The 20,398-nt window shown below is 41.1% G+C and carries 17 protein-coding genes; 10 read left to right on the top strand and 7 right to left on the bottom strand.

The window, feature by feature from the left end; all coding sequences use genetic code 11:
• Positions 1-182 precede the first annotated feature (182 nt).
• The 6 genes from FMM05_RS19775 to clpX all read left to right on the top strand — a co-directional run bounded on the left by FMM05_RS19775 (position 183) and on the right by clpX (position 6,917).
• Positions 183-1,427 (top strand): OmpP1/FadL family transporter, encoded by a 1,245-nt coding sequence (locus FMM05_RS19775; RefSeq protein WP_185965639.1) that lies wholly within the window; start codon positions 183-185, stop codon positions 1,425-1,427.
• 11 nt (positions 1,428-1,438) lie between these two features.
• Complete coding sequence (locus tag FMM05_RS19770; RefSeq protein ID WP_143375154.1) at positions 1,439-2,983, top strand: SGNH/GDSL hydrolase family protein; 1,545 nt, start codon at positions 1,439-1,441, stop codon at positions 2,981-2,983.
• Positions 2,984-3,056: 73 nt separating this feature from the next.
• Positions 3,057-3,395, top strand: a complete 339-nt coding sequence (locus FMM05_RS19765) for a phage holin family protein (RefSeq protein ID WP_143375153.1) — start codon at positions 3,057-3,059, stop codon at positions 3,393-3,395.
• Positions 3,396-3,518: 123 nt separating this feature from the next.
• Positions 3,519-4,844, top strand: a complete 1,326-nt coding sequence (tig, locus tag FMM05_RS19760; protein ID WP_143375152.1) for a trigger factor — start codon at positions 3,519-3,521, stop codon at positions 4,842-4,844.
• Positions 4,845-4,935: 91 nt separating this feature from the next.
• Positions 4,936-5,610 carry an ATP-dependent Clp endopeptidase proteolytic subunit ClpP gene (gene clpP, locus FMM05_RS19755; RefSeq protein WP_143375151.1) on the top strand — a complete coding sequence of 225 codons (675 nt, stop codon included), beginning with the start codon at positions 4,936-4,938 and terminating at the stop codon, positions 5,608-5,610.
• A gap of 74 nt (positions 5,611-5,684) precedes the next feature.
• Positions 5,685-6,917 (top strand): ATP-dependent Clp protease ATP-binding subunit ClpX, encoded by a 1,233-nt coding sequence (gene clpX / locus FMM05_RS19750; RefSeq protein WP_143375150.1) that lies wholly within the window; start codon positions 5,685-5,687, stop codon positions 6,915-6,917.
• A 468-nt stretch (positions 6,918-7,385) separates the two neighbouring features.
• Here clpX and FMM05_RS19745 read toward each other — a convergent pair whose 3' ends face one another.
• Positions 7,386-8,135, bottom strand: coding sequence for a uroporphyrinogen-III synthase (locus FMM05_RS19745; protein ID WP_143375149.1), 750 nt, complete (start codon positions 8,133-8,135; stop codon positions 7,386-7,388).
• A 19-nt stretch (positions 8,136-8,154) separates the two neighbouring features.
• Positions 8,155-8,835, bottom strand: a complete 681-nt coding sequence (locus FMM05_RS19740) for a DUF4271 domain-containing protein (RefSeq protein ID WP_143375148.1) — start codon at positions 8,833-8,835, stop codon at positions 8,155-8,157.
• A gap of 104 nt (positions 8,836-8,939) precedes the next feature.
• On the opposite strand from FMM05_RS19740, the gene FMM05_RS19735 reads away from it, so the two are divergent.
• From FMM05_RS19735 to FMM05_RS19725, 3 genes are read left to right on the top strand one after another with little or no spacing between them, the layout of a single operon-like run.
• On the top strand, positions 8,940-9,662 hold the full coding sequence (locus FMM05_RS19735; protein ID WP_143375147.1) for a polyprenol monophosphomannose synthase: 723 nt from the start codon (positions 8,940-8,942) through the stop codon (positions 9,660-9,662).
• Between the two features lie 7 nt (positions 9,663-9,669).
• A complete protein-coding gene (locus FMM05_RS19730; protein WP_143375146.1) occupies positions 9,670-11,013 on the top strand; it encodes a dihydroorotase in 1,344 nt (447 codons plus the stop codon).
• Complete coding sequence (locus FMM05_RS19725; protein WP_143375145.1) at positions 11,013-11,519, top strand: DUF4296 domain-containing protein; 507 nt, start codon at positions 11,013-11,015, stop codon at positions 11,517-11,519. Before FMM05_RS19730 ends, FMM05_RS19725 begins: the two co-directional genes overlap by 1 nt.
• Here FMM05_RS19725 and FMM05_RS19720 read toward each other — a convergent pair.
• Complete coding sequence (locus tag FMM05_RS19720; protein WP_143375144.1) at positions 11,470-12,465, bottom strand: NAD-dependent epimerase/dehydratase family protein; 996 nt, start codon at positions 12,463-12,465, stop codon at positions 11,470-11,472. The two genes, FMM05_RS19725 and FMM05_RS19720, sit on opposite strands and share 50 nt — an antisense overlap.
• 425 nt (positions 12,466-12,890) lie before the next feature.
• Here FMM05_RS19720 and tyrS point away from each other — a divergent pair, with 425 nt between their 5' ends.
• Complete coding sequence (gene tyrS / locus FMM05_RS19715) at positions 12,891-14,189, top strand: tyrosine--tRNA ligase (RefSeq protein ID WP_143375143.1); 1,299 nt, start codon at positions 12,891-12,893, stop codon at positions 14,187-14,189.
• Between the two features lie 299 nt (positions 14,190-14,488).
• Here the strand turns inward: tyrS and FMM05_RS19710 are convergent, their stop codons facing one another.
• The 4 genes from FMM05_RS19710 to FMM05_RS19695 all read right to left on the bottom strand — a co-directional run bounded on the left by FMM05_RS19710 (position 14,489) and on the right by FMM05_RS19695 (position 20,312).
• Positions 14,489-15,469, bottom strand: a complete 981-nt coding sequence (locus FMM05_RS19710; RefSeq protein WP_143375142.1) for a LuxE/PaaK family acyltransferase — start codon at positions 15,467-15,469, stop codon at positions 14,489-14,491.
• Positions 15,470-15,548: 79 nt separating this feature from the next.
• Positions 15,549-15,884 (bottom strand): T9SS type A sorting domain-containing protein, encoded by a 336-nt coding sequence (locus tag FMM05_RS19705; protein ID WP_143375141.1) that lies wholly within the window; start codon positions 15,882-15,884, stop codon positions 15,549-15,551.
• A 273-nt stretch (positions 15,885-16,157) separates the two neighbouring features.
• A complete protein-coding gene (locus tag FMM05_RS19700; protein WP_143375140.1) occupies positions 16,158-17,342 on the bottom strand; it encodes a hypothetical protein in 1,185 nt (394 codons plus the stop codon).
• 192 nt (positions 17,343-17,534) lie between these two features.
• Entirely contained in the window at positions 17,535-20,312 is a 2,778-nt protein-coding gene (locus FMM05_RS19695; protein ID WP_143375139.1) for a TonB-dependent receptor, read from the bottom strand.
• Positions 20,313-20,398 lie beyond the last annotated feature (86 nt).

The raw sequence follows: 20,398 nt of genomic DNA, 5'->3' as shown, positions 1-20,398 counted from the left end.
ACTAACTATTTTGTAATAATTAGGGAAATATTATGATTAATTCTCAAAATTTGTAAGTAATTTTTAATAAATAAATTATTATGAATGCATAATAAATTTGCTCAAATTCTTGCAGAATCAATAATTTATGATAAATTTGATATAAAGATTATAAAATTGACAAATTAACCCTTTCACAACCTATGAGAAAACTATTATCCTTAACAATGATGGCTTTGGTGGCCGGCTCTGCATATGCAGGAGGGTACCGTGTTAGCCTCCAGGGACAAAAACAATTGGCAATGGGCCACACCGGTGTTGGTGTTGTGCAAAGTGCCGAAGTTTTGTTTTTTAATCCGGCAGGTGCAGCATTCTTAAAAGACCGATTTAACTTTTCGGTAGGCGGTAATGCGCTTTTTGCGAAAACAAAATTCCAAAACGAAACGTACAACTGGAAATCATCTACAGATAACTTTGGTACCCCTTTTGAGCTGTATGCATCCTATAAAGCAACCGACTGGTTAACAGTAGGGCTTGCAGTATATAGCCCTTATGGCAGTACGGTTGAGTGGGATAAAGACTGGCAGGGATCACACCTTGTTAACGATATTAAACTTGAAGCGATATACATACAGCCAACAGTATCTATTAAGGTTAGCGACCAGTTTAGTATAGGTGGTGGGCCAATATTTGTTACAGGATCGGTTAACTTTAACAGGAACCTTACCCGCAGCCTTACCAATGAGCAGGGCAACAGGAGCGATGTTACCATTGATGCTAAAGGCGTAACTGCCTGGGGTTATGATGTGGGCTTTATGTTTAACCCGGCCGAAACAGTACGATTAGGGGTTAACTACCGTTCTGAAATTACAATGGAAGCCCGCAATGGCGATGCTACGTTTAACGACCTGCCTGCTTTTGCACAGGGAACGTACCAAAATACACAATTTAATGCCGACCTGCCTTTACCGGCTGAGTTAACCGCAGGGCTTTCGGTAGAAATTACAGATAAATGGCTTGTAGCTTTTGATTACAACATGGCGTTTTGGCATGTATATGATGCGTTAACCATAAGCTTTGCTAACGGTACGCCTACATCGGTTAATCCACGTAACTATAAAGATGCCGGTACCTACAGGTTTGGTACACAGTTTAAACCAAATGACAAATTTGCCTTTAGGGCCGGTTGGTATTTTGATGAAAGCCCGGTTCAGGACGGTTATTTTGCACCCGAAACACCGCGTAACGACTCTATGGGCTTTACAGGTGGTTTAACTTATCAGCTTAATCCTAAGTTGGGTATCGATTTCTCGTTCCTTTACCTTCATTTTGATGAGACTAAAAATTCGTACAATTATTATAACGAAGATGGCAATCTTGTAACCTTTGGCGGCACATACAAAAATGTGGTATTCTCTCCGGGTGTTGGTTTAACCTATAGCTTTTAATAAAAATTTCCATGAAAAATAAAATTATATATTTAGCAATACTTGCTGCGGGTTTTGCAGCCTGCGAACCTGAATTTGAAAATGAGGTAACCGATGGCAGTTACAGCGCCGGTGATGCTAACTTTACTACCTATGTAGCTGTAGGTAACTCATTAACTGCCGGTTATATGGATGGTACAGTGTCAAGAGTAGGGCAATCCTACTCTTATCCAAGCATCCTTGCAAAACAATTTGCATTGGTTGGCGGCGGTGCATTTACACAACCATCTTATGAAGAAGACGTAAACAACCTTGGTGGTATTATGGGTTTACCGGGCTTTAATACAAGATTAGTGATTGATGCTTCTGCCGGAGGGCCAGAGCCTATTGCAGGTGCATCTACCATTACGCTTACGCCACAGGCAAAAGCATATAACAACATGGGGGTTCCGGGAGCTAAATCCTATCACCTTTTGGCGCCGGGCTACGGTAACGTTGCCGGTGTGGCTTTAGGGCAGGCAAACCCGTACTTTGTGCGCCATGCGACATCGCCTACTGCCACAGTGTTGGGTGATGCTATGTCGCTTAACCCTACGTTCTTTACCAACTGGATAGGCAGTAACGACGTGTTACTGTATGCTATCGCGGGCGGTACAGGTGTAGATCAGGATGGTAACATAAACCCTGCTACCTATGCCCAAAATGATATAACCGACCCTAACGTTTTTGCAAGTGCTTATAACACTATTGTAACCACGCTAACATCGGGTGGTGCAAAGGGTGTGGTAGCTACCATACCAAATGTAACATCAATACCTTATTTTACAACAGTTCCGTACAACCCGCTAACTACCGCGGCTCTTGGAGGCGAAGCAGTGGTTACGCAGTTGAATACAGAACTTTACGGCCCAATGAAACAGGTGCTTACTCTGTTTGGGCAGGGCGGCAGGCTTAACCTGTTAAGTGCTACAGAGCCTAATCCGGTAATAATTGTAGATGAAACACTACCTAACCTTTCGGTGCAATTAACAGGAGCATTTACCGCTGGTGGCTACCCGGCAGACCAGGCAGCGTTTATGGGCGCATTATACGGCCAGGCCAGGCAGGCAACTGCTAACGACCTGATCCTACTGCCTGCAAGCTCACTTTTAGGGAAAAATGCACCGGGCGTACCGGCACCGTTTAATGTATATGGTGTTACCTATCCGTTACAGGATGGCAGCGTACTTATACCAACCGAAATTTCGGCTATCAACACAGCTACTACAAGGTTTAATGTTACCATCAGGCAGGTTGCTGCTTCTAAGGGCGTCCCTGTTGCCGATATGAACGCAATACTAAACCAGCTTGTAGACGGGCTTAGGGTAGAAGATGGACAAATTTATACTGCCAATTACTTTAGCACGGCTTCTTTAAGCACAGTATTATTCTCTTTAGATGGTGTGCACCCTAATGCAAGGGGTTATGCGCTGATTGCTAATGAGATACTTAAAGTTATCAATACAACATACAATGCCAAGCTGCCAATGGTAAGCCCTGCTTACTATCCTGGCGCTACAGTGTTGCCTACAAACTAATTTGTTGAATTATAATTGTAAAGCATCGGAAATATCCGGTGCTTTTTCTATTTTTATATAAAACATCAATCTAATGAAAACACTAATCAATATATTCTTCACTACGGTATTTGTACTGCTGCTGGCGCATTTTATGCCGGGTGTCAGTGTAAATAGTTTTATGACAGCCCTTATTGTGGCTTTAGTATTGGGTTTGCTAAACATCTTCATAAAGCCCATTTTGGTACTCTTTACGCTGCCGGTAACAGTATTTACACTGGGTCTGTTCCTCCTTGTCATCAATGCTATTATTGTAATGCTGTGCGACGAACTGGTAGATGGCTTTGAGGTAATCGACTTTTGGAGGGCGCTTTTATTCAGCCTTATCCTGTCGTTTTGCCAGTCGGTTGTGGCAAGTTTGTCAGATAAATAAATTTGTCACAGTTATTGCTATTCCTTGTAGCATATCGGTGACCGATATTTTAATTACTTGTACGGGTTGCAAAAAAACTTTAATTTTGGCAGCCATAATTTAAGGATAAAAACAATTGAACTAATGAATATTACAAGAGAGCAGGTAGATGCATTAAACGCTGTTGTAACAGTAGCAATTACAAAAGACGATTACAAAAATAATGTAGATAAGATACTACAGGATTACAGGAAAAATGCTTCTATTCCGGGTTTTAGGAAAGGCGCAGTGCCAATGAGCCTTATCCACAAACAGTATGGTAAAGCCGTATTGCTTGATGAGGTTAACAAATTACTGCAAAAATCCCTTAACGACTACCTTGCTAAAGAAAAGCTTGATATTCTTGGTAACCCACTGCCTAAAGTTACAGAAGATTTTAACTGGGATACAGATGATTACTCTTTTGAATTTGAATTAGGCCTTGCTCCTGAGTTTACGGTAGACCTTGGCGCTAAAAATAAAGTGGTGCGTTACAACATTGTAGCCGATGATGCCATGCTTAATGAGCAGGTAGAGCGCATACAAAAACAATACGGTAAGTTAGTACCTAAAGATGTTATAGAAGAGGGTGATGATATTGCCGGTACTTTTAGCAACGAAGAAAGAGGCATCAACAACCCTGCTACCATTACTTTAGATATTTTTAAAGATAAAAAAGCGGCTAAAAAATTCATTGGTAAAAAAGTGGGCGATGTAGTTACACTTTCTACTAAAGGTCTTTTTGATGACGACCACAAACTTATGGATTACCTTAAAGTAGGCCATGATGATGTACACGGGCTTGATATTGAGGTTAATTTCACGATAGAAGAAGTAAATACTACAGAGAAAGCTGAGCTTAATCAGGAGCTTTTTGATAAGCTGTTTGGCGAAGGAGTAGTTACATCTTTAGAAGACCTTAAGGCTAAAATTAAAGAAGATGCAGAGCAGCAGTTCGCGCAGCAGGCCGACCAGAAATTCTTAAATGATGTTACTGAGTCGCTTATAGAGACTACTAAGTTTGACCTTCCGGCAGAATTCCTTACTAAATGGATACAGTCGGCCGGTAAAGAGCCTTTAACTGCAGAGCAGGCTGATGCTGAATACAAAAAATCAGAAGGTGGCTTACGTTACCAACTAATTGAAGGTAAAGTGCTTTCGCAAAACAACCTTCAGATAACTTTTGAAGAGCTTAAGGCGTTTACTTCAGATGTTATTAAAAAACAGATGGCGCAATTTGGCCAGTTAAACCCTACCGATGAGGATGTAGATGGAATTGTGGCAAGGGTACTGTCTAACCAGGATGAAGTTAAAAGACTTTCTGAGCAGGTAATGAGCGAAAAAATGCTTAACCTGTATAAAGAAAAAGTAGCCCACGAAACAAAAGAGGTTACTTACCAGGACTTCATCAAAGAAATGTACGGAGAATAATCCTTAAAAATGATTATATTTGAACGTCAGGCCGTATTTGCCTGACGTTTTTTGATTGCGTTTTATAACAAACTAAAATTTTAAAAAGACTATGGATTTCGGTAAAGAATTTAAAAAATACGCCACAAAACACCATGGCGTTAATAACCTATATTACGATAAACTTGTAAACCGTGTAACGCCAACCGGGCTTACCCCATACATTATGGAAGAGCGCCAGATGAATGTTGCCCAGATAGACGTGTTTTCGCGCCTAATGATGGACAGGATCATTTTTCTTGGTACCGGTATAGACGACCAGGTGGCAAACATTGTACAGGCACAGTTATTATTCCTTGAGAGTACAGATGCCTCTAAAGACATCCAGATATATATTAACTCTCCGGGCGGCAGCGTTTACGCTGGTTTAGGTATGTATGATACCATGCAGTACATTAAGCCCGATGTAGCTACTATATGTACGGGTATGGCAGCCTCTATGGGCGCTGTATTGCTTTGTGCAGGTGCTGCGGGCAAACGTTCTGCCTTGCCACACAGCAGGGTTATGATTCACCAGCCATCGGGCGGTGCACAGGGTGTTGCTACAGATATGGAAATTAACCTTCGTGAAATGCTTAAGCTTAAAGAAGAGCTTTATGCCATTATATCGAAACACAGCGGACAGACTTTTGATAAAGTTCATAAAGACAGCGAGCGTGACTACTGGATGAAAGCCCCTGAGGCTAAAGAGTACGGAATGATTGATGAAGTACTTATTAGAGAATAAATATTTAAAATAAGAGTTATAGGTAACAGGGGTGTGGTTTAAGCGTCCCTGTTACTGTATAACAAGATAATGAGATGGCAAAAGAAGTATTAGAGTGTTCTTTTTGCGGCAGGAAAAAGCCGGAAACCAATTTATTAATTGCGGGCATTAGCGCGCACATTTGCGACCGCTGTATTGAGCAGGCTCATGGCATTGTGCTTGAGGAGCTTAAGCAAAGTGGGCAAAGCTCGCTTGCAGGAGAGCTTGACCTTAAAAAGCCTAAAGAAATCAGGGCGTTTTTAGATCAGTATGTTATTGGGCAGGACCAGACCAAAAAGGTGCTTTCGGTTGCGGTATACAACCACTACAAGAGGTTAACCCAACAAAAAAGCGACGATGATGTAGAGATAGAAAAAAGCAACATACTTATGGCGGGTCAAACCGGTACAGGTAAAACGCTGGTTGCTAAAACTATAGCCAAAATGCTTAACGTTCCACTTGCCATAGTAGATGCTACGGTACTTACCGAAGCCGGTTACGTAGGCGAAGACGTAGAGAGTATCCTTACCCGTTTGCTGCAAGTAGCTGATTATGATGTTGCTAAGGCAGAACGCGGTATCGTTTTTATAGATGAAATTGATAAAATTGCCCGTAAGAGCGATAACCCGTCTATAACCCGTGATGTAAGTGGCGAAGGTGTACAGCAGGCGTTGCTTAAACTGCTTGAGGGTACGGTAGTTAACGTTCCGCCTAAGGGTGGGCGTAAGCACCCGGACCAGAAGTTTATTGAGGTTAATACCCAAAACATCCTGTTTATTGCAGGTGGCGCTTTTGATGGTATAGAGCGCATCATATCTAAAAGGCTTAACCGCCAGGCAGTAGGGTACAGCACCTCAAGAAATGTAGATAACATCGACAAAGACAACCTGTTACAGTACATTATCCCTAAGGATATCAAGGATTTTGGGCTGATTCCGGAGATAATTGGCCGTATGCCGGTGCTTACCCATATGGACCCGTTAGACCGTGATACGCTTCGTGCTATCCTTACCGAGCCTAAAAATGCATTGGTAAAACAGTATAAAAAACTGTTCGCAATGGATGATGTAGAACTGTCTATTACCGATGATGCACTTGATTACATTGTAGATAAAGCATTAGAATACAAACTGGGTGCCAGGGGATTACGTTCGCTTTGCGAAGCAATCCTTACTGAGGCCATGTACGAATTACCGGGATCTGAAGAGCGTATCTTAGATATCGATAAGGAGTATGTAGACCACCATCTTAACCGTACATTACTTAAAAGGCTTAAAACAGCTTCGTAAATAGTTAACAGTTTTAGGTTGTTAGTTGACAGTATAAAGCCCCGCAAGGGGCTTTTTTATGCCTAATATTTCACTTTTGGATTTTGAAACGGTATTTAATCGCATCAAAATGCATGTTTATTGTAGGTAAAATCTTTCTTATCCGTATCTTTTTGCTTAATATTTCACTTTTGGATTTTGAAATTGAAATAATGCAATGCGGCTGATGCGGATGCAAGTATTCATGCCTGCACGAATTGTACATGCAGAGATTTTTACAGATTTTTTCAAGTGCTGTCATTACCAAATTAAGTAACCTACAGGAATGACACAATTGCAATAAAGTATTAAAATATATGCAAAAAAAATCCGTGTAAATCCGCGATTGCCTGCATCCGTGTCATCGTGTCATCCGTGTTCCATCACAAAACAAAAAAAGCTACCCCTGTAAAGAGGTAGCTTTGTAAATTGTACAAAAAAATAAAGTAGTTATTTTCCCTTATTAGCTTCTGTTATATATTTTTCTAATGCCATTGTCATACTCGGGGTGCCGGGTGCAGGTGCCATAATATCTATGCGCAGGCCGTGCTCCAGGGCTTCTTTTTGGGTGGTGCTTCCAAAAACCGCAATACGGGTATCGTTTTGTTTAAAATCAGGAAAGTTCTTAAACAACGATTTTATACCTGTTGGGCTAAAAAAAGCTAAAACGTCATAATAAACGTCTTTAAGGTCGGTAAGGTCGCTCATAACCGTTCTGTAAAAAGTTCCCGGTGTCCAGGCAACCTTAAGGTTGTTAAGTACGGTAGGCACATCATCATTAAGCTGGTCTGACGACGGAAGCAAAAACTTCTCATCCTTGTACTTTTTAATCAGTGGCGAAAGGTCTGCAAAGTCTTTAAGGCCTACATAAATTTTCCTTTTGCGGTATACCACATACTTTTGCAGGTAAAAAGCTATAGCTTCACTCTGGCAAAAATACTTCAGTGTTTCAGGCACTTTATAACGCATTTCTTCGGCTACGCGAAAAAAGTGGTCTATAGAGTTCTTGCTGGTAAGTATAATGGCTGTAAAGTTGTTCAGGTCAATTTTCTGAGCCCTCACATCTTTAGCGCTTACACCCTCAACATGGATAAATGGCCTGAAATCTACTTTTACTTTAAGCTTATGCTGAATTTCAAAGTATGGTGAATTTTCTACTTTAGGCTCCGGCTGCGAAACCAAAATTGTTTTCACTTTCATATATAAAAAATGTCTTTTACTAACCGTTTGTAAACCAATAATACATGAAATAATAGGGTGCTATTTCAAGAGCGCAAAGATACAAAATAAAATAGAACAATTTGCCAAGTATCAAATTTTGATAATTTCTTAATGAAACCATGTATGAAATTACGCTTGTACCCGCAACAAGGGCTAAAATTGCGTACAATACAATACTGTGCAGGCCATTGTTGTAAAACAGGATAACGTTTATGGGTAAAAGCAGCAACCCTATGTAGGTGCGGTAATTTACTTTTTGAAGGTTAAACTGCTCGTTAAACTCTTCTATACTAAACGAGGTGGCAATAATTTTTTCTACAAGGTATTTTGCCAGGATAAAAAAGGCAATAAGGGTAAAGAGCTGTATAAACAGTATCCAGCTGGTTTTATCCTGTTCTTTAAAGTGGCCTTCATCAAAGTGGCAGAGTACAAATTGCAGTATAAAGGCAAAAGATATTACCTGCACCACAAAGAACGATATGGTAAACCAGCTTAGCAGGTTGCTGCTGTCTTTATAAATCTTGGTATATTTGTTAGAGTAGGCCAGTTTTATAAACTCGGCAAATCGCGCCTCAAAGACCGATCGGTTAATGGCAACCACGGCAAAGCAAAATATAAACAAGAAGGTTGCCCAGTCTTTGCTGCCAATAATACGCTCGTTAAAAACCAGGTCGTTCATAGATGCAAAATTAGTATTTTTTAAAGATGGATTGTTTAATTATGGTTTAATTATGTTTTATACAATTAGAAATACCTTACTTTTGCACAAAATTTGCGTATCACATGAGTGAAGGAGTTGTAATTATCCCTACATACAACGAGATTGAAAATATTGAGACTGTTATAAGGGCTGTTTTTGCGCTCACAATTCCGTTTGATGTGCTGATTGTAGACGACAACTCGCCCGATGGCACCGCCGCTAAAGTGCGCGAACTGCAACAGGAGTATCCAGACAGGCTTTTTCTTGAAGTCAGGCCGGGCAAAGCGGGGTTAGGTACCGCCTACGTACACGGGTTTAAATGGGCCATACACCGTAAATATGAGTATATTTTTGAGATGGATGCTGATTTTTCGCATAACCCTCAGGATCTTGAAAAACTATATGCTGCCTGCGTTAAAGGTGCCGATATGGCCATAGGGTCGCGCTACAGCAACGGTGTAAATGTGGTAAACTGGCCATTAAGCAGGGTGCTGCTATCCTATTATGCATCGGTTTACGTTAAAATGATAACCGGCATGCAAATTAAAGATGCCACCGCGGGCTTTATATGCTATAAACGCAAAGTGCTGGAGAGTGTAAACCTGGACCGTATTAAGTTTGTGGGATATGCTTTTCAGATAGAAATGAAATACAGAACCTTTGTTAACGGCTTTAATATTGTGGAAGTACCCATAATTTTTACCGACAGGACAAAAGGAGAATCTAAAATGAGCAATGCCATTATTAAAGAAGCCATAACCGGCGTAATAAGGCTGCGGATAAAAAAAATGCTGAACCGACTATAAAATTATAATGAACAGGATACTGATAAAGAATGCCAGGATTGTAAACGAAGGGACAATTTTTGAAGGCGATCTTTTTATAGAGGATAAATTTATTAAGGAAATTGCCGAAAAGATTAGCCCCAAAACGGGCGACGTTAAAATTATTGATGCCGAAGGGAGTTTCCTTATTCCCGGCGCTATAGATGACCAGGTGCACTTTCGTGAGCCGGGCCTTACCCACAAGGGTACTATAGAGACCGAATCGCGCGCTGCCGTGGCCGGTGGTATAACTTCGTTCATAGAGCAGCCTAACACCATTCCTAACGCGGTAACGCAGGAGCTGTTAGAGCAAAAATATGAGATAGCATCACAGTCGAGTTATGCCAACTACTCATTTATGATGGGCGGCACTAACGATAACCTTGAGGAGGTACTTAAAACCAACCCTAAAAATGTGGCGGGTATTAAGTTGTTCCTGGGTTCTTCTACAGGTAACATGCTTGTGGATGACGAGGCCGTGCTCGAAAAAATATTCAGCAGTACAAAAATGCTTATTGCTGTACACTGCGAAGACGAGGCTACCATACGCCTTAACCTTGCCAAGTACATGGAAGAATACGGCGATGATATCCCCGTAAAATTCCACCCGGAAATCAGGAGTGCAGAGGCATGTTATATATCATCATCCCGCGCCATTGAGCTTGCTAAGAAAACAGGAGCAAGGCTTCACGTTTTCCACGTGTCAACGGCCAGGGAAACTGAGTTGTTCACCAACAAGATTCCGTTAGAAGATAAAAAGATCACTGCCGAAGTGTGTATACACCACCTTTGGTTTACCGATGCCGATTACGAGAAAAAAGGAGCACTTATTAAATGGAACCCGGCTGTTAAAACTGCTGCCGATAAGGATGCCCTTTGGAAAGCCCTTTTAGATGACAGGATTGATGTTGTAGCTACAGATCATGCCCCTCATACCTTAGAGGAAAAAAAGAATCCGTACACATCATCACCTTCAGGTGGGCCGCTGGTTCAGCACGCTGTTGTGGCAATGTTTGAGGCATACCATCAAAAGAAAATTTCGGTAGAAAAAATAGTTGAGAAAATGGCCCACAACCCGGCCAAGATATTCAAGGTTGAAAAACGCGGATTTATCCGTGAGGGGTATTATGCCGATCTTGTTATCGTAAACCCGGGATTACCGTGGAATGTTAAAAAAGAAAATATTTTATACAAATGTGGCTGGTCTCCGTTTGAAGGTACCAACTTTAAATCAAGGATAAGCCATACGTTTGTAAACGGGCAACTGGTATACAACAACTTTAAGGTAAAAGACATTCGCTGTGGCGAAAGGCTGTTATTTGACAGGGAATAATGAAAAAACTGGTATACATACTATTATTGGCACTTGTGGCAGTGGGTTGCGGCGACGAAACCGCACCCAAGCCCGACCATTTGCTTAAAGAAGGCGAAATGGTAGATATTTTGTATGATATATCATTATTGCAGGCTATAAAATCGTTTACACCAAACTCTTTATCAGATAATAATGTAAACCCCCAAACTTACATTTACAAAAAGTATAAGATCGATAGCCTTACGTTTGCACAAAACCATTTGTATTACGCCTCAAACCTTGAGGAGTATCAAAAAATACAAAAAAAGGTAGTTGATAAACTTCAGAAAAATAAGGAGGCGCTTTCGCCTAAAAAACCTTCTAAAACCAAGGATGGTAAAGCAGTTTCTGCTGCTCCTGCTATTACACCACAGCCGGTAAGCGGCGAAGAAACGTTAGAGCAAAAACAAGCGCGGTTAGATAGCATACGCCAGGTTATGCGTATGAGGCGCAAAGTGCGTGCAGATAAGCCTTTAAATCAGTAAATTTATAATTTAAGGCTTTAGTAACCTTACTACTGTCATAAACATCTGTTGCGTGGGCAGACTGTGCCATGTGGCGGGTAAGCATGCGTTTACGCATCAGCAATTTGCTTATAAGCCAGTCCATACGCCAGGCTATAGAGGTTAAGAGCTTTGTGGCATGTAAAGAGGGGCGCTTTTTATGCAGTCCGTCGGCAACAATATCCAGCAATTCTTTATAGGTAAGGTTCTCTGCAACCACAGTAAATTTCTCACCCGATAGTTCACTATCCATAAGCTGTACCATAATATTGGTAACATCCTCAACCGCTACAAAACCGCAACTGCCCAGTGTGTAAAAATACTGACCGCGGTTAACAGCGCGCAAAATAGCGCCGCTGCCCTGGTCCCAAAACCCGTAGCCAAAAATAACCCCAGGATTTACCACCACCACGCTAAGGCCCTCCTGCCAGGCACGCCACACTTCCATCTCGGCGCCATATTTACTAATGGCATAATCGTTATGGCTGCGTTCAGGGTTCCATTCGGTAGCCTCTGTAATGGTTTCGCCCGGTTGTAAGGTATCGCCAAGAGCAGCTATAGAGCTAACGTGGCAAAACTTTTTTACCCCAAAATCTAACGCGCAGTTTACCATGTTGGCAGTACCTTCAATATTTACTTTCCGTAACAGGTCTTCTTTACTTGGGTCAAAAGTTATGGCTGCCGCACAGTGGTATACGTGGCTCACGCCGATGAATGCAGGTTCCAGCGATGGGATATCGGTAATGTCGCCCTGTACCCAATCAATAGTATCAAAAAAGGCTTGTTTGCCGTAATGGGCAAAAAGGTCTTTTGTTTTTTTAAGGTTGGCAGGGTTGCGGTACAGCGCCCTAATGGCAGTAGTGCCCTCAGTAAGCCTGAGCAGCAAATGTGCGCCTACTAAACCTGTACCTCCGGTAACTAAAATCATAGATACAAATGTAGCAAAAATGCCTCAACATAAAGAGTAACCTTCTATATGCATATTTAATTTTTACCACAAAGGCACAAAGCAATAGTAGCTTGTAATGCACTAAGTCCTCAAAGACAACCGCCTAAAGGCAGAAGCACACAAGGCTGGAGTGATTTGATGCCGAAATCTATTTCCATTAAGCCTTGTGTGCTTTGTAAGACAACAAAGTTGTCTTTTTGTGTGCTTGTAAAGCAGGATATTCCCTGTGCGCTTTGTGATTTACGCCTTGTGTCTTTGTGGTAAAATTTAAAAAGGTATTATGCTGACTTGTCTTTACAAACGCGCAACAGCTTTAAACAAAGATGGGGACCTATTCTTTAACCGAACATTTGTTCGGATATATTATTACAAATTGTATTTTTGCACCGAATTAAATTTTTGACATGAAGAATTTTGTAGCCGAATTACAGTGGCGTGGCATGGTGCACGATATAATGCCGGGAACCGAAGAACAACTGCTTAAGGAAATGACTACGGCCTATATAGGCTTCGACCCAACATCTGACTCCCTGCATATTGGCAGCCTTGTGCCTATTATTATATTGGTTCACTTACACAACCACGGCCACAGGCCTATAGCGCTTGTAGGCGGTGCTACGGGTATGATAGGCGACCCATCGGGTAAAAGCGATGAGCGTAACCTGCTTGATGAAGCTACACTAAACAAGAATGTAAATGGCATTAAAGCATTACTGTCGCGTTACCTTGATTTTAATTCAACCGAAGCGAACGCGCCAATTTTAGTGAACAACTACGATTGGATGAAAGAATTTTCATTCATAGGTTTTGTGCGCGATGTGGGCAAGCGTATTACCGTGAACTACATGATGGCAAAGGATTCGGTTAAAAAACGCCTTACAGGCGAGGCAGGATCTGGTATGTCGTTTACCGAGTTTACCTACCAGCTAATACAGGGCTACGATTTTTACCATTTACATAAAACGCATAACTGCATGCTGCAACTGGGCGGCAGCGATCAGTGGGGTAACATTACCACGGGTACTGAGCTGGTGCGCAGGATGAATGATGAAGCGGCGAAAGCCTACGCCATGACCTGCCCGCTTATTACCAAGGCGGATGGTTCTAAATTTGGTAAATCAGAAGGTGGAAACGTTTGGCTTACCGCTGATAAAACATCGGTATACAAATTTTACCAGTTTTGGGTAAACACTACAGATGTAGATGCCGAGAAGTATATTAAGATATTCACGTTCCTTACCCAGGCCGAAGTTGAGGCTGTTATTGCAGAGCACCAACAGGCGCCGCATTTAAGGGTGTTGCAAAAAAGGCTGGCCGAAGAGGTTACCACTTTTGTGCACTCTAAAGAAGATTTGGAAGAGGCTATTAAACGCTCTGAGTTTGTGTTTTCTAACTATAACTATGAGCAGCTTAATGCTGTGAGCGACGATTTCTTTACTGATATTTTTGGAGAGTTTTTCCATGCCGAAATTACGCCGGAGCAATTAAACAGCGATACCGATGTTATTGAGATGCTGGCTGATGTTACCAAGATATTCCCATCGAGAGGTGAAGCCCGAAAAGCGTTGGCTGCTAACGCCGTTGCCATCAACAAAGAAAAAATTACCGATGCCTACAAATTGTCTGATAAAGACCTGGTTTTAGGTAAGTATATCTTAGTGCAATTCGGTAAAAAGAAATATTTTGTGATTACCGTGAAATAGTAAAAGGAGCTTCGGCTCCTTTTTTTATAGGGAATAATGGAACGCGAATGACGCGGATGCTTCGCAATCGCGAATGGCGCGGATTTTTCAGAATTTGTCATTGCGAGCGCAGTGCAACGGAGCGCGGCAATCTCACTTGGGGAGTCAGAAGTTATCATTGTTAATTGGGAAATGATTAATTATGGGATCGCTTCGTCGTGCCTCCACGCAATAACAGAGCCTTGAGTTTTGCGGGACGTTCTAATAATCCAAAAATCCAAAAATCCAAAAATCCAAAAATCCAAAAATCTGGCAATCTTTTATAAAACCATCAAATTACAACCCCTTATATCGCTGTTATCAAAGCGGCCCAGTACCTCAAAACTTTGGTTAGTGTACTTTTTACCAAGATCCTGCGTGGCAATAAACGAGCAGGAGTTAATGTTAGCAAGGTCAATAACGTTAATGCCTCCGGTTTTGCCATAGTCTATATAAGTAAGGGCATCTTCGGTGTCGCGAACAAGGATATCCATCCAGGGTGGGCATTCAAAAATACCGTCGCCAAGCGAATACGCCTGCGAGAGCAGCTCCGTCATCCCATATTCCGAATGTATCTTGCTTACACCAAAGCCATTGCAAAGCACCTCGTGCAGCTCTTCGCGTATCATTTCGCGGCGGCGGCCTTTCATGCCACCGGTTTCCATAATAATGGTATTTTTTAGTTGGAAGCCCTGTTTCTCAACAAGGTCTAATAAGGCATAAGTAACACCTATCAGCAGCACGTTTTGCCCGGCGTTGTCTAAGGAAACCAGTTTTGTAATAAGTTCGTCGTAGTTGTGCAGGTAAAAGCCGCTATCGGGGTTATTAGAGCGTTGTATAAGGTCGTCTACCATATAAATGAGCGATGATCCCTCACGCTCAAGATAAGAGGGTAGGAGGGCTAAAACGGCGTAATCTTCTATGTTGCCGTAAAACTGTGAGAACGCCAGGCGAAAGCTCTGGTCGTAATAATGAGTATCGGTAACAAGGTGGCGGCTTGTAACCATGCCCGTGGTGCCGCTGCTGGTAAATGTTACCTGTACAGGATCCTGGCTGCTTACCACCTCATGGGTTTTAAAGAACTGTATGGGCAGGAAAGGTATCTCTTTAACCGACTTTACATTATGCTTGTCTTTACCTAAAAAACCACAAAAATCACGGTATACGGTATTGTTATCGTACTGGTGTCGAAAAACTTTTAGGGTAGTTTTTTCGAACTCTTTTTTAGAGGCTATTGTAAATATATCGGTAGGGGTAAGCAAAGCAAAAATGTTTTGGCAAAAATACAAATAAAAAAAGCACCGCTGTTGCAGTGCTTTAAATATATGGTTGAATTGTAAATTACTTTACAATAAGTTTTCTTGTAGCAGAGGCTTCGCCTTCTTTAATTTTTATAATGTAAACTCCGGGAGTAAGCTCAGATATATTAAGCTCTTTACCGGTTATGGTGGCATGGATTATTTTTTTACCAAGCACATCAAAGATCTCCACCTCTTTAGATTGAGATAGTTTGGTTGTAATATAAACCCTGTCAGAACTTACCGGATTAGGGTATATATTAAGCCCTTCTATCGCTTCTTTAGAAGATGCTCCAACTGCTCTGTTTTCCTGGGCGGCTGCGCCTAAAGAAAACATGAATAACAGTAGTAAGGTAATATAAAAGTATTTTTTCTTCATTCCTGGTGATTTACGGTGTAAAGGTATGAAATATATTTCAAATACCGTACCAAAAAATATGTGAAGAAAAACAATAATATTTCATAAATATTTCACACTGACGGTTAGGAGGTTACGGTGCTTTTTTAACACAATCGGAGAGCCTGAATTTGCCCTTAAAAACAGGCGAAAAAATGCCCTGTTTTATCTGGCTTTTTAACATTTAGGTGTAAAAAAATACCCCTCTTTTTAAGAGGGGTATAAAGATATAAAGCTTATTTTTTTAGCTATAGATTAGAAACCTACAGTCCAGCTGTTTGCCCAAGTTGGTTGTGCAACACCAGAACCAGCTCCTGTAGCAGAACCAGACTCAGTATAAACACCGTTTACATCGGCACTTGCACCAGCAGTAGTTTTACCTTTAGCTTTAGAAGCTACATCAGAGATAAAGTTAACCTGAGTTGCTTTTAATGCACCACTTGTAACGTTAGCTATAGTTTCGTCGTTTTCTACGTTAAAACCTTCTTTCCAAGCGCTAAGAACTACGTTTGTAAAGATACCTTTAGTACCTCTTCTTAGTTTTAGGCCGTTGTTTTCTGCATAAGTTGTAGCATCTGCAGTACTGCCCGGGCCTACAAGTGTAAGGTTTGTAATAGTAGGGTTAGAAAGTGGTGTGTTAGCATAACCAAACTCATAGTTATCAGCTTCTATACCACGGTTACCTTTACCAAAAGCAATTTTACCATACCAGTTAGTGTTAGTACCACTCCAGCCTTCAGTCCAGTCAAATTGGTCATCTTCGTTACCAATAGAGATAAGGTTAGATGTATTTACAGTTCCGCCAAAAAATTCGAAACCATCATCAGCACCATGATAAGATTCAACGTACTGGATAGTAGTACCAGAACCTACACCAAATAAAGAAAGGCCGTTAAATTCTTTTTCGCTGTTATAAGCAGCACCAGCATACTCTATAACAAGGTAGCTAATAGAGCCAGAGTTATCATTAGCAACGTTACCACCGTAAGTAAGGTCTGAAACTTCAGCCTGAGCTGTAGATGCGCCACCGCTTACCCTGTTTATAGGAGCTTTACCGCAAATTACTAATCCACCCCAGTCACCGGCAGTTTTAGTAGCAAGGCCACTTGTCATAGTAACAGGATCTGCTGCTGTACCGTTAATGTTGATTTTTCCACCTTGTTCTACAGCAATGTAAGAAGCAGTACCGCCTACACCTTCTATAACAGTACCTGCAGGTATTGTAAGTGTAGCACCATTGTGTACTATAACTTTACCTGTAAGTTTATAAGTCTCATCTGAATCAAGTACTACTTCACCATCATTAATATCTCCCTGGAAAGCCGAAGGAACTAATGTAAAAGATGAAGATGGTGCAGTTTCTTTGTCGTCATCAGAACATCCTGTAAATGCAGTAGTAAGAACGGCAATTGCAAGTAGTTGTCTAAGTGTTGTTTTCATACGTGTTTTAAAAATTTTAAATGTTTAATTTTTGTACTGCAAAGATGCCGCAGTAATTCTTTTTTTGTGTTAAGCGTGTGTCACGGTTTAATTAAGTTAACTGCAACAGTGTGTAAAGTTTACGTTACCAAAAATGGGCTAAATAATAAAAGGCTGCCATTGGGCAGCCCTTTAAGGTATTTTATCGTGTTTTTAAAACTGGTAGTTAAGGCTCAGGCCAAAGAATAAACCTTTTTTATAGTTTTGTGCCACTACATCGCCACCTGTGTTTTCCTGTACACGCTCTATGTTAGGGTTAAGCAGGTTTCTTGCAGTAAAGCTAAGGCCAAGGTTTTCGTTAAGCTTAGATTTCGCAATAAAATCAAGTGTACCTACTGCTTTGTCTACAAGGTCGCCACGGCCACTTGTACCGATAGAGAATATCCTGTCAGAAAAATAGTTGTAAGCTAAAGTGGTGCTAATGTTGCTTGCTTTTTCGTTCCACTCAAATAAGTACGAAAGGTCGGCATTTACTAACCAGTCTGAAGCTCCTGAGAATGCACTTTTAGTATGTGTAAAGTCTACCTCAAGGTCGTTTTCGTTACGTACTTTTTCAGCATCAAGGTCCTGGGTAGTGTGCAGGTACGATACGTTAGCGCCGGCTGTTAGTTTTCTTGCGTTTTCTTCCCCGGTGCTAAATATTACTTTACGTACTTCGGCCTCACCACCTATTACAGTTCCTTTATCTCCTGTATTGATGTAAGAGATGTCGTTTGTAGATGAAGCTACGATTACCTCGTTCATTGGATTTTTAATGTATTTACCAAAAGCAGTAAACGATATTAGCTCATCTGCCTTAGGGAATAGCTCCCATTTAATATCTACGTTGTAGTTATCCGACTCATAAAGATCTTTGTTACCAAAGTATACCTGTGTTACCTCTTCGTATACAAACGGAACCGTTTCTTTAAACTGTGGCAGGGTATAGGTTTTACTTGCTGCAAAACGAAGGTTTTGCTTGTCGTTCAATGCATATTTAAGCACAACGTTTGGCAGTATTGCTGTTTTATCAAGTTTAGCATCACCCTTACCGTTAAGGTAGGTATCCCAATCAACTTTTTGGGTTAGCATCTCTGCACGGAAACCAACTACAGCTGTAAGTTTAGGGTTAAACTTGTACTCTGCACTTACTAAACCGGCGTGGATATCAAGATCACCATTATAATATTGAGGGTCTAATGCTATAGGCACCTGAGAGTTTCCTCTAAGCGTACTGATGGTAAAAAAGTTGTTGCTAAAGTTTTGCTGATTGTAAAAAGAATCAAGGTTGTTAGGGTCTACAATATCGCCAAGGTGCGATACCGGGCTGCTAACTGTTTTTAGGTTGTATTGTATAGCCTCAAGCTCACGTTTTTTCATCCTGCCGTTGTAACCTACGGTAAGCTTACCTTTATAATCATCGTCATCCCCTTTGCTAAATTTGTAATCAAGGCTAACAAGGCCTGCTACTTCATTCTCTGTAAGGTCCTGGAAATAACGGTGGTTATCTGCAGCAGATATAGATGTGATGGTGTAACCTAAAGAATTACCCTGTGCATCAAAAGCCTCTTTCATTTTATTCTGGGTCCTGTCCGGCATAACGTCGTCTACAATATTGTAAGAAACACCCCAGTTAAGTTGCATTCTTTCGCCAAATTTATGCTCACCAAGTAATTGGTTGATAAAAAGGTTGGTTTTTTGGTACCTTGTCCTTCTTACAAAACCATTTCCATCTTCTGCAAAGTCAGCCGCATAACCACGGTACTCATCGGTCCTGTTGCTTGATGTGTTGATGAATAAAGAGTTAAAGCTAACTTTATTCCTGTTATTAATTTTATAGCCAATATTAGCCATACCTGTGGTGTTGGTACCATAGTTAAATGATTCGTAAGAATCGTAACGCTTGCTGGCTACACCAAGGCCGTTTATATCACCGTAAGATTTACCATCTGTAATAGATAAATACTCATTGCCAAAAGCTGCGGTAGCAAAAAAGTTTAACCTGCTTTCACCGCCAAGATCGTAGCTGTCGCCACCCGATACCGCTATAGAGCCTGCATAAGGAGCTTTTTTATCTAAATTAAGGCTTTGGTAGTTGTATGATGTAAGTGGGTTAGCCGGTTTGTTAATGTTTGTAAAACCAAAAGCACCCGGTGCGCTTGATAACCTAAAGTTGTCTTCTTTAACTGCATTGGTGTTAACCGAAGATCCTATATCTATCCTTAAAAAGCCATTTCCTTTATAATCTTTAGATACAATATCTACGTTACCACCGGCATAATCGCCATACATCCTGCTTTGGTATACTTTATCTATAGATACATATTCTACAATTTGCGTAGGAAATATATCAAGGGCAATGTTTTTCTTATCAACGTTGTTAGAAGGTATAGGCAGGCCGTTCATGGTAGTAGAGTTGTAACGGTCGCCAAGGCCACGTACATAAATATTACCACTGCCTTCCTGTTTTGTTACACCGCTGGTTTTAGCCACGGCTCCGGCCACATCGGTAACACCTTTACGGGATAGTTCCTGTGCACCAATGTTCTGTTTTATCTCTACCGCATTTTGCTGCTCCAGTAACAGGGCGCTTTCTTTTTGGCGACTTACTGTTTTTTCTATCACTACATCCTGCAGCTGTACGCTGGTAGATTTTAATATTTGGTTTATTGTTTTTGTTTCACCTGCTTTAATGCTTAAAGGCACTTCTATCGTTTCATAACCTAAAAATGCAAAAACAAGCGTGTGTGTTCCTTCGGGTACGCTTAAAGTGTATACTCCGTTCTCATCGGCATTCGTTGCAGTGTTGGTTCCTTTAATGGCTACACTGGCAAATGGCAACGTCTCGTTGTTCATGTCTTTGTCGGTAATGGTACCGGTTACTGTACCCTTATTTTGTGCAAAGCCTATTGCAAGGGTAAACAGTGTAATTACTAAGAATTTAAGTTTCATTTCGTGTGTTATAATTTTGCTGCAAAGTAACCGCCACTCTTTAAATGCTATGTTACATAATAGTTATGTCTACATTTGTTATTTAT

It is taken from the genome of Flavobacterium zepuense (assembly GCF_007097145.1).
Lineage (GTDB): Bacteria > Bacteroidota > Bacteroidia > Flavobacteriales > Flavobacteriaceae > Flavobacterium > Flavobacterium zepuense.
The sequence above is the reverse complement of the archived record's forward strand: the minus strand, read 5'-3'. Positions and strand labels throughout refer to the sequence as shown.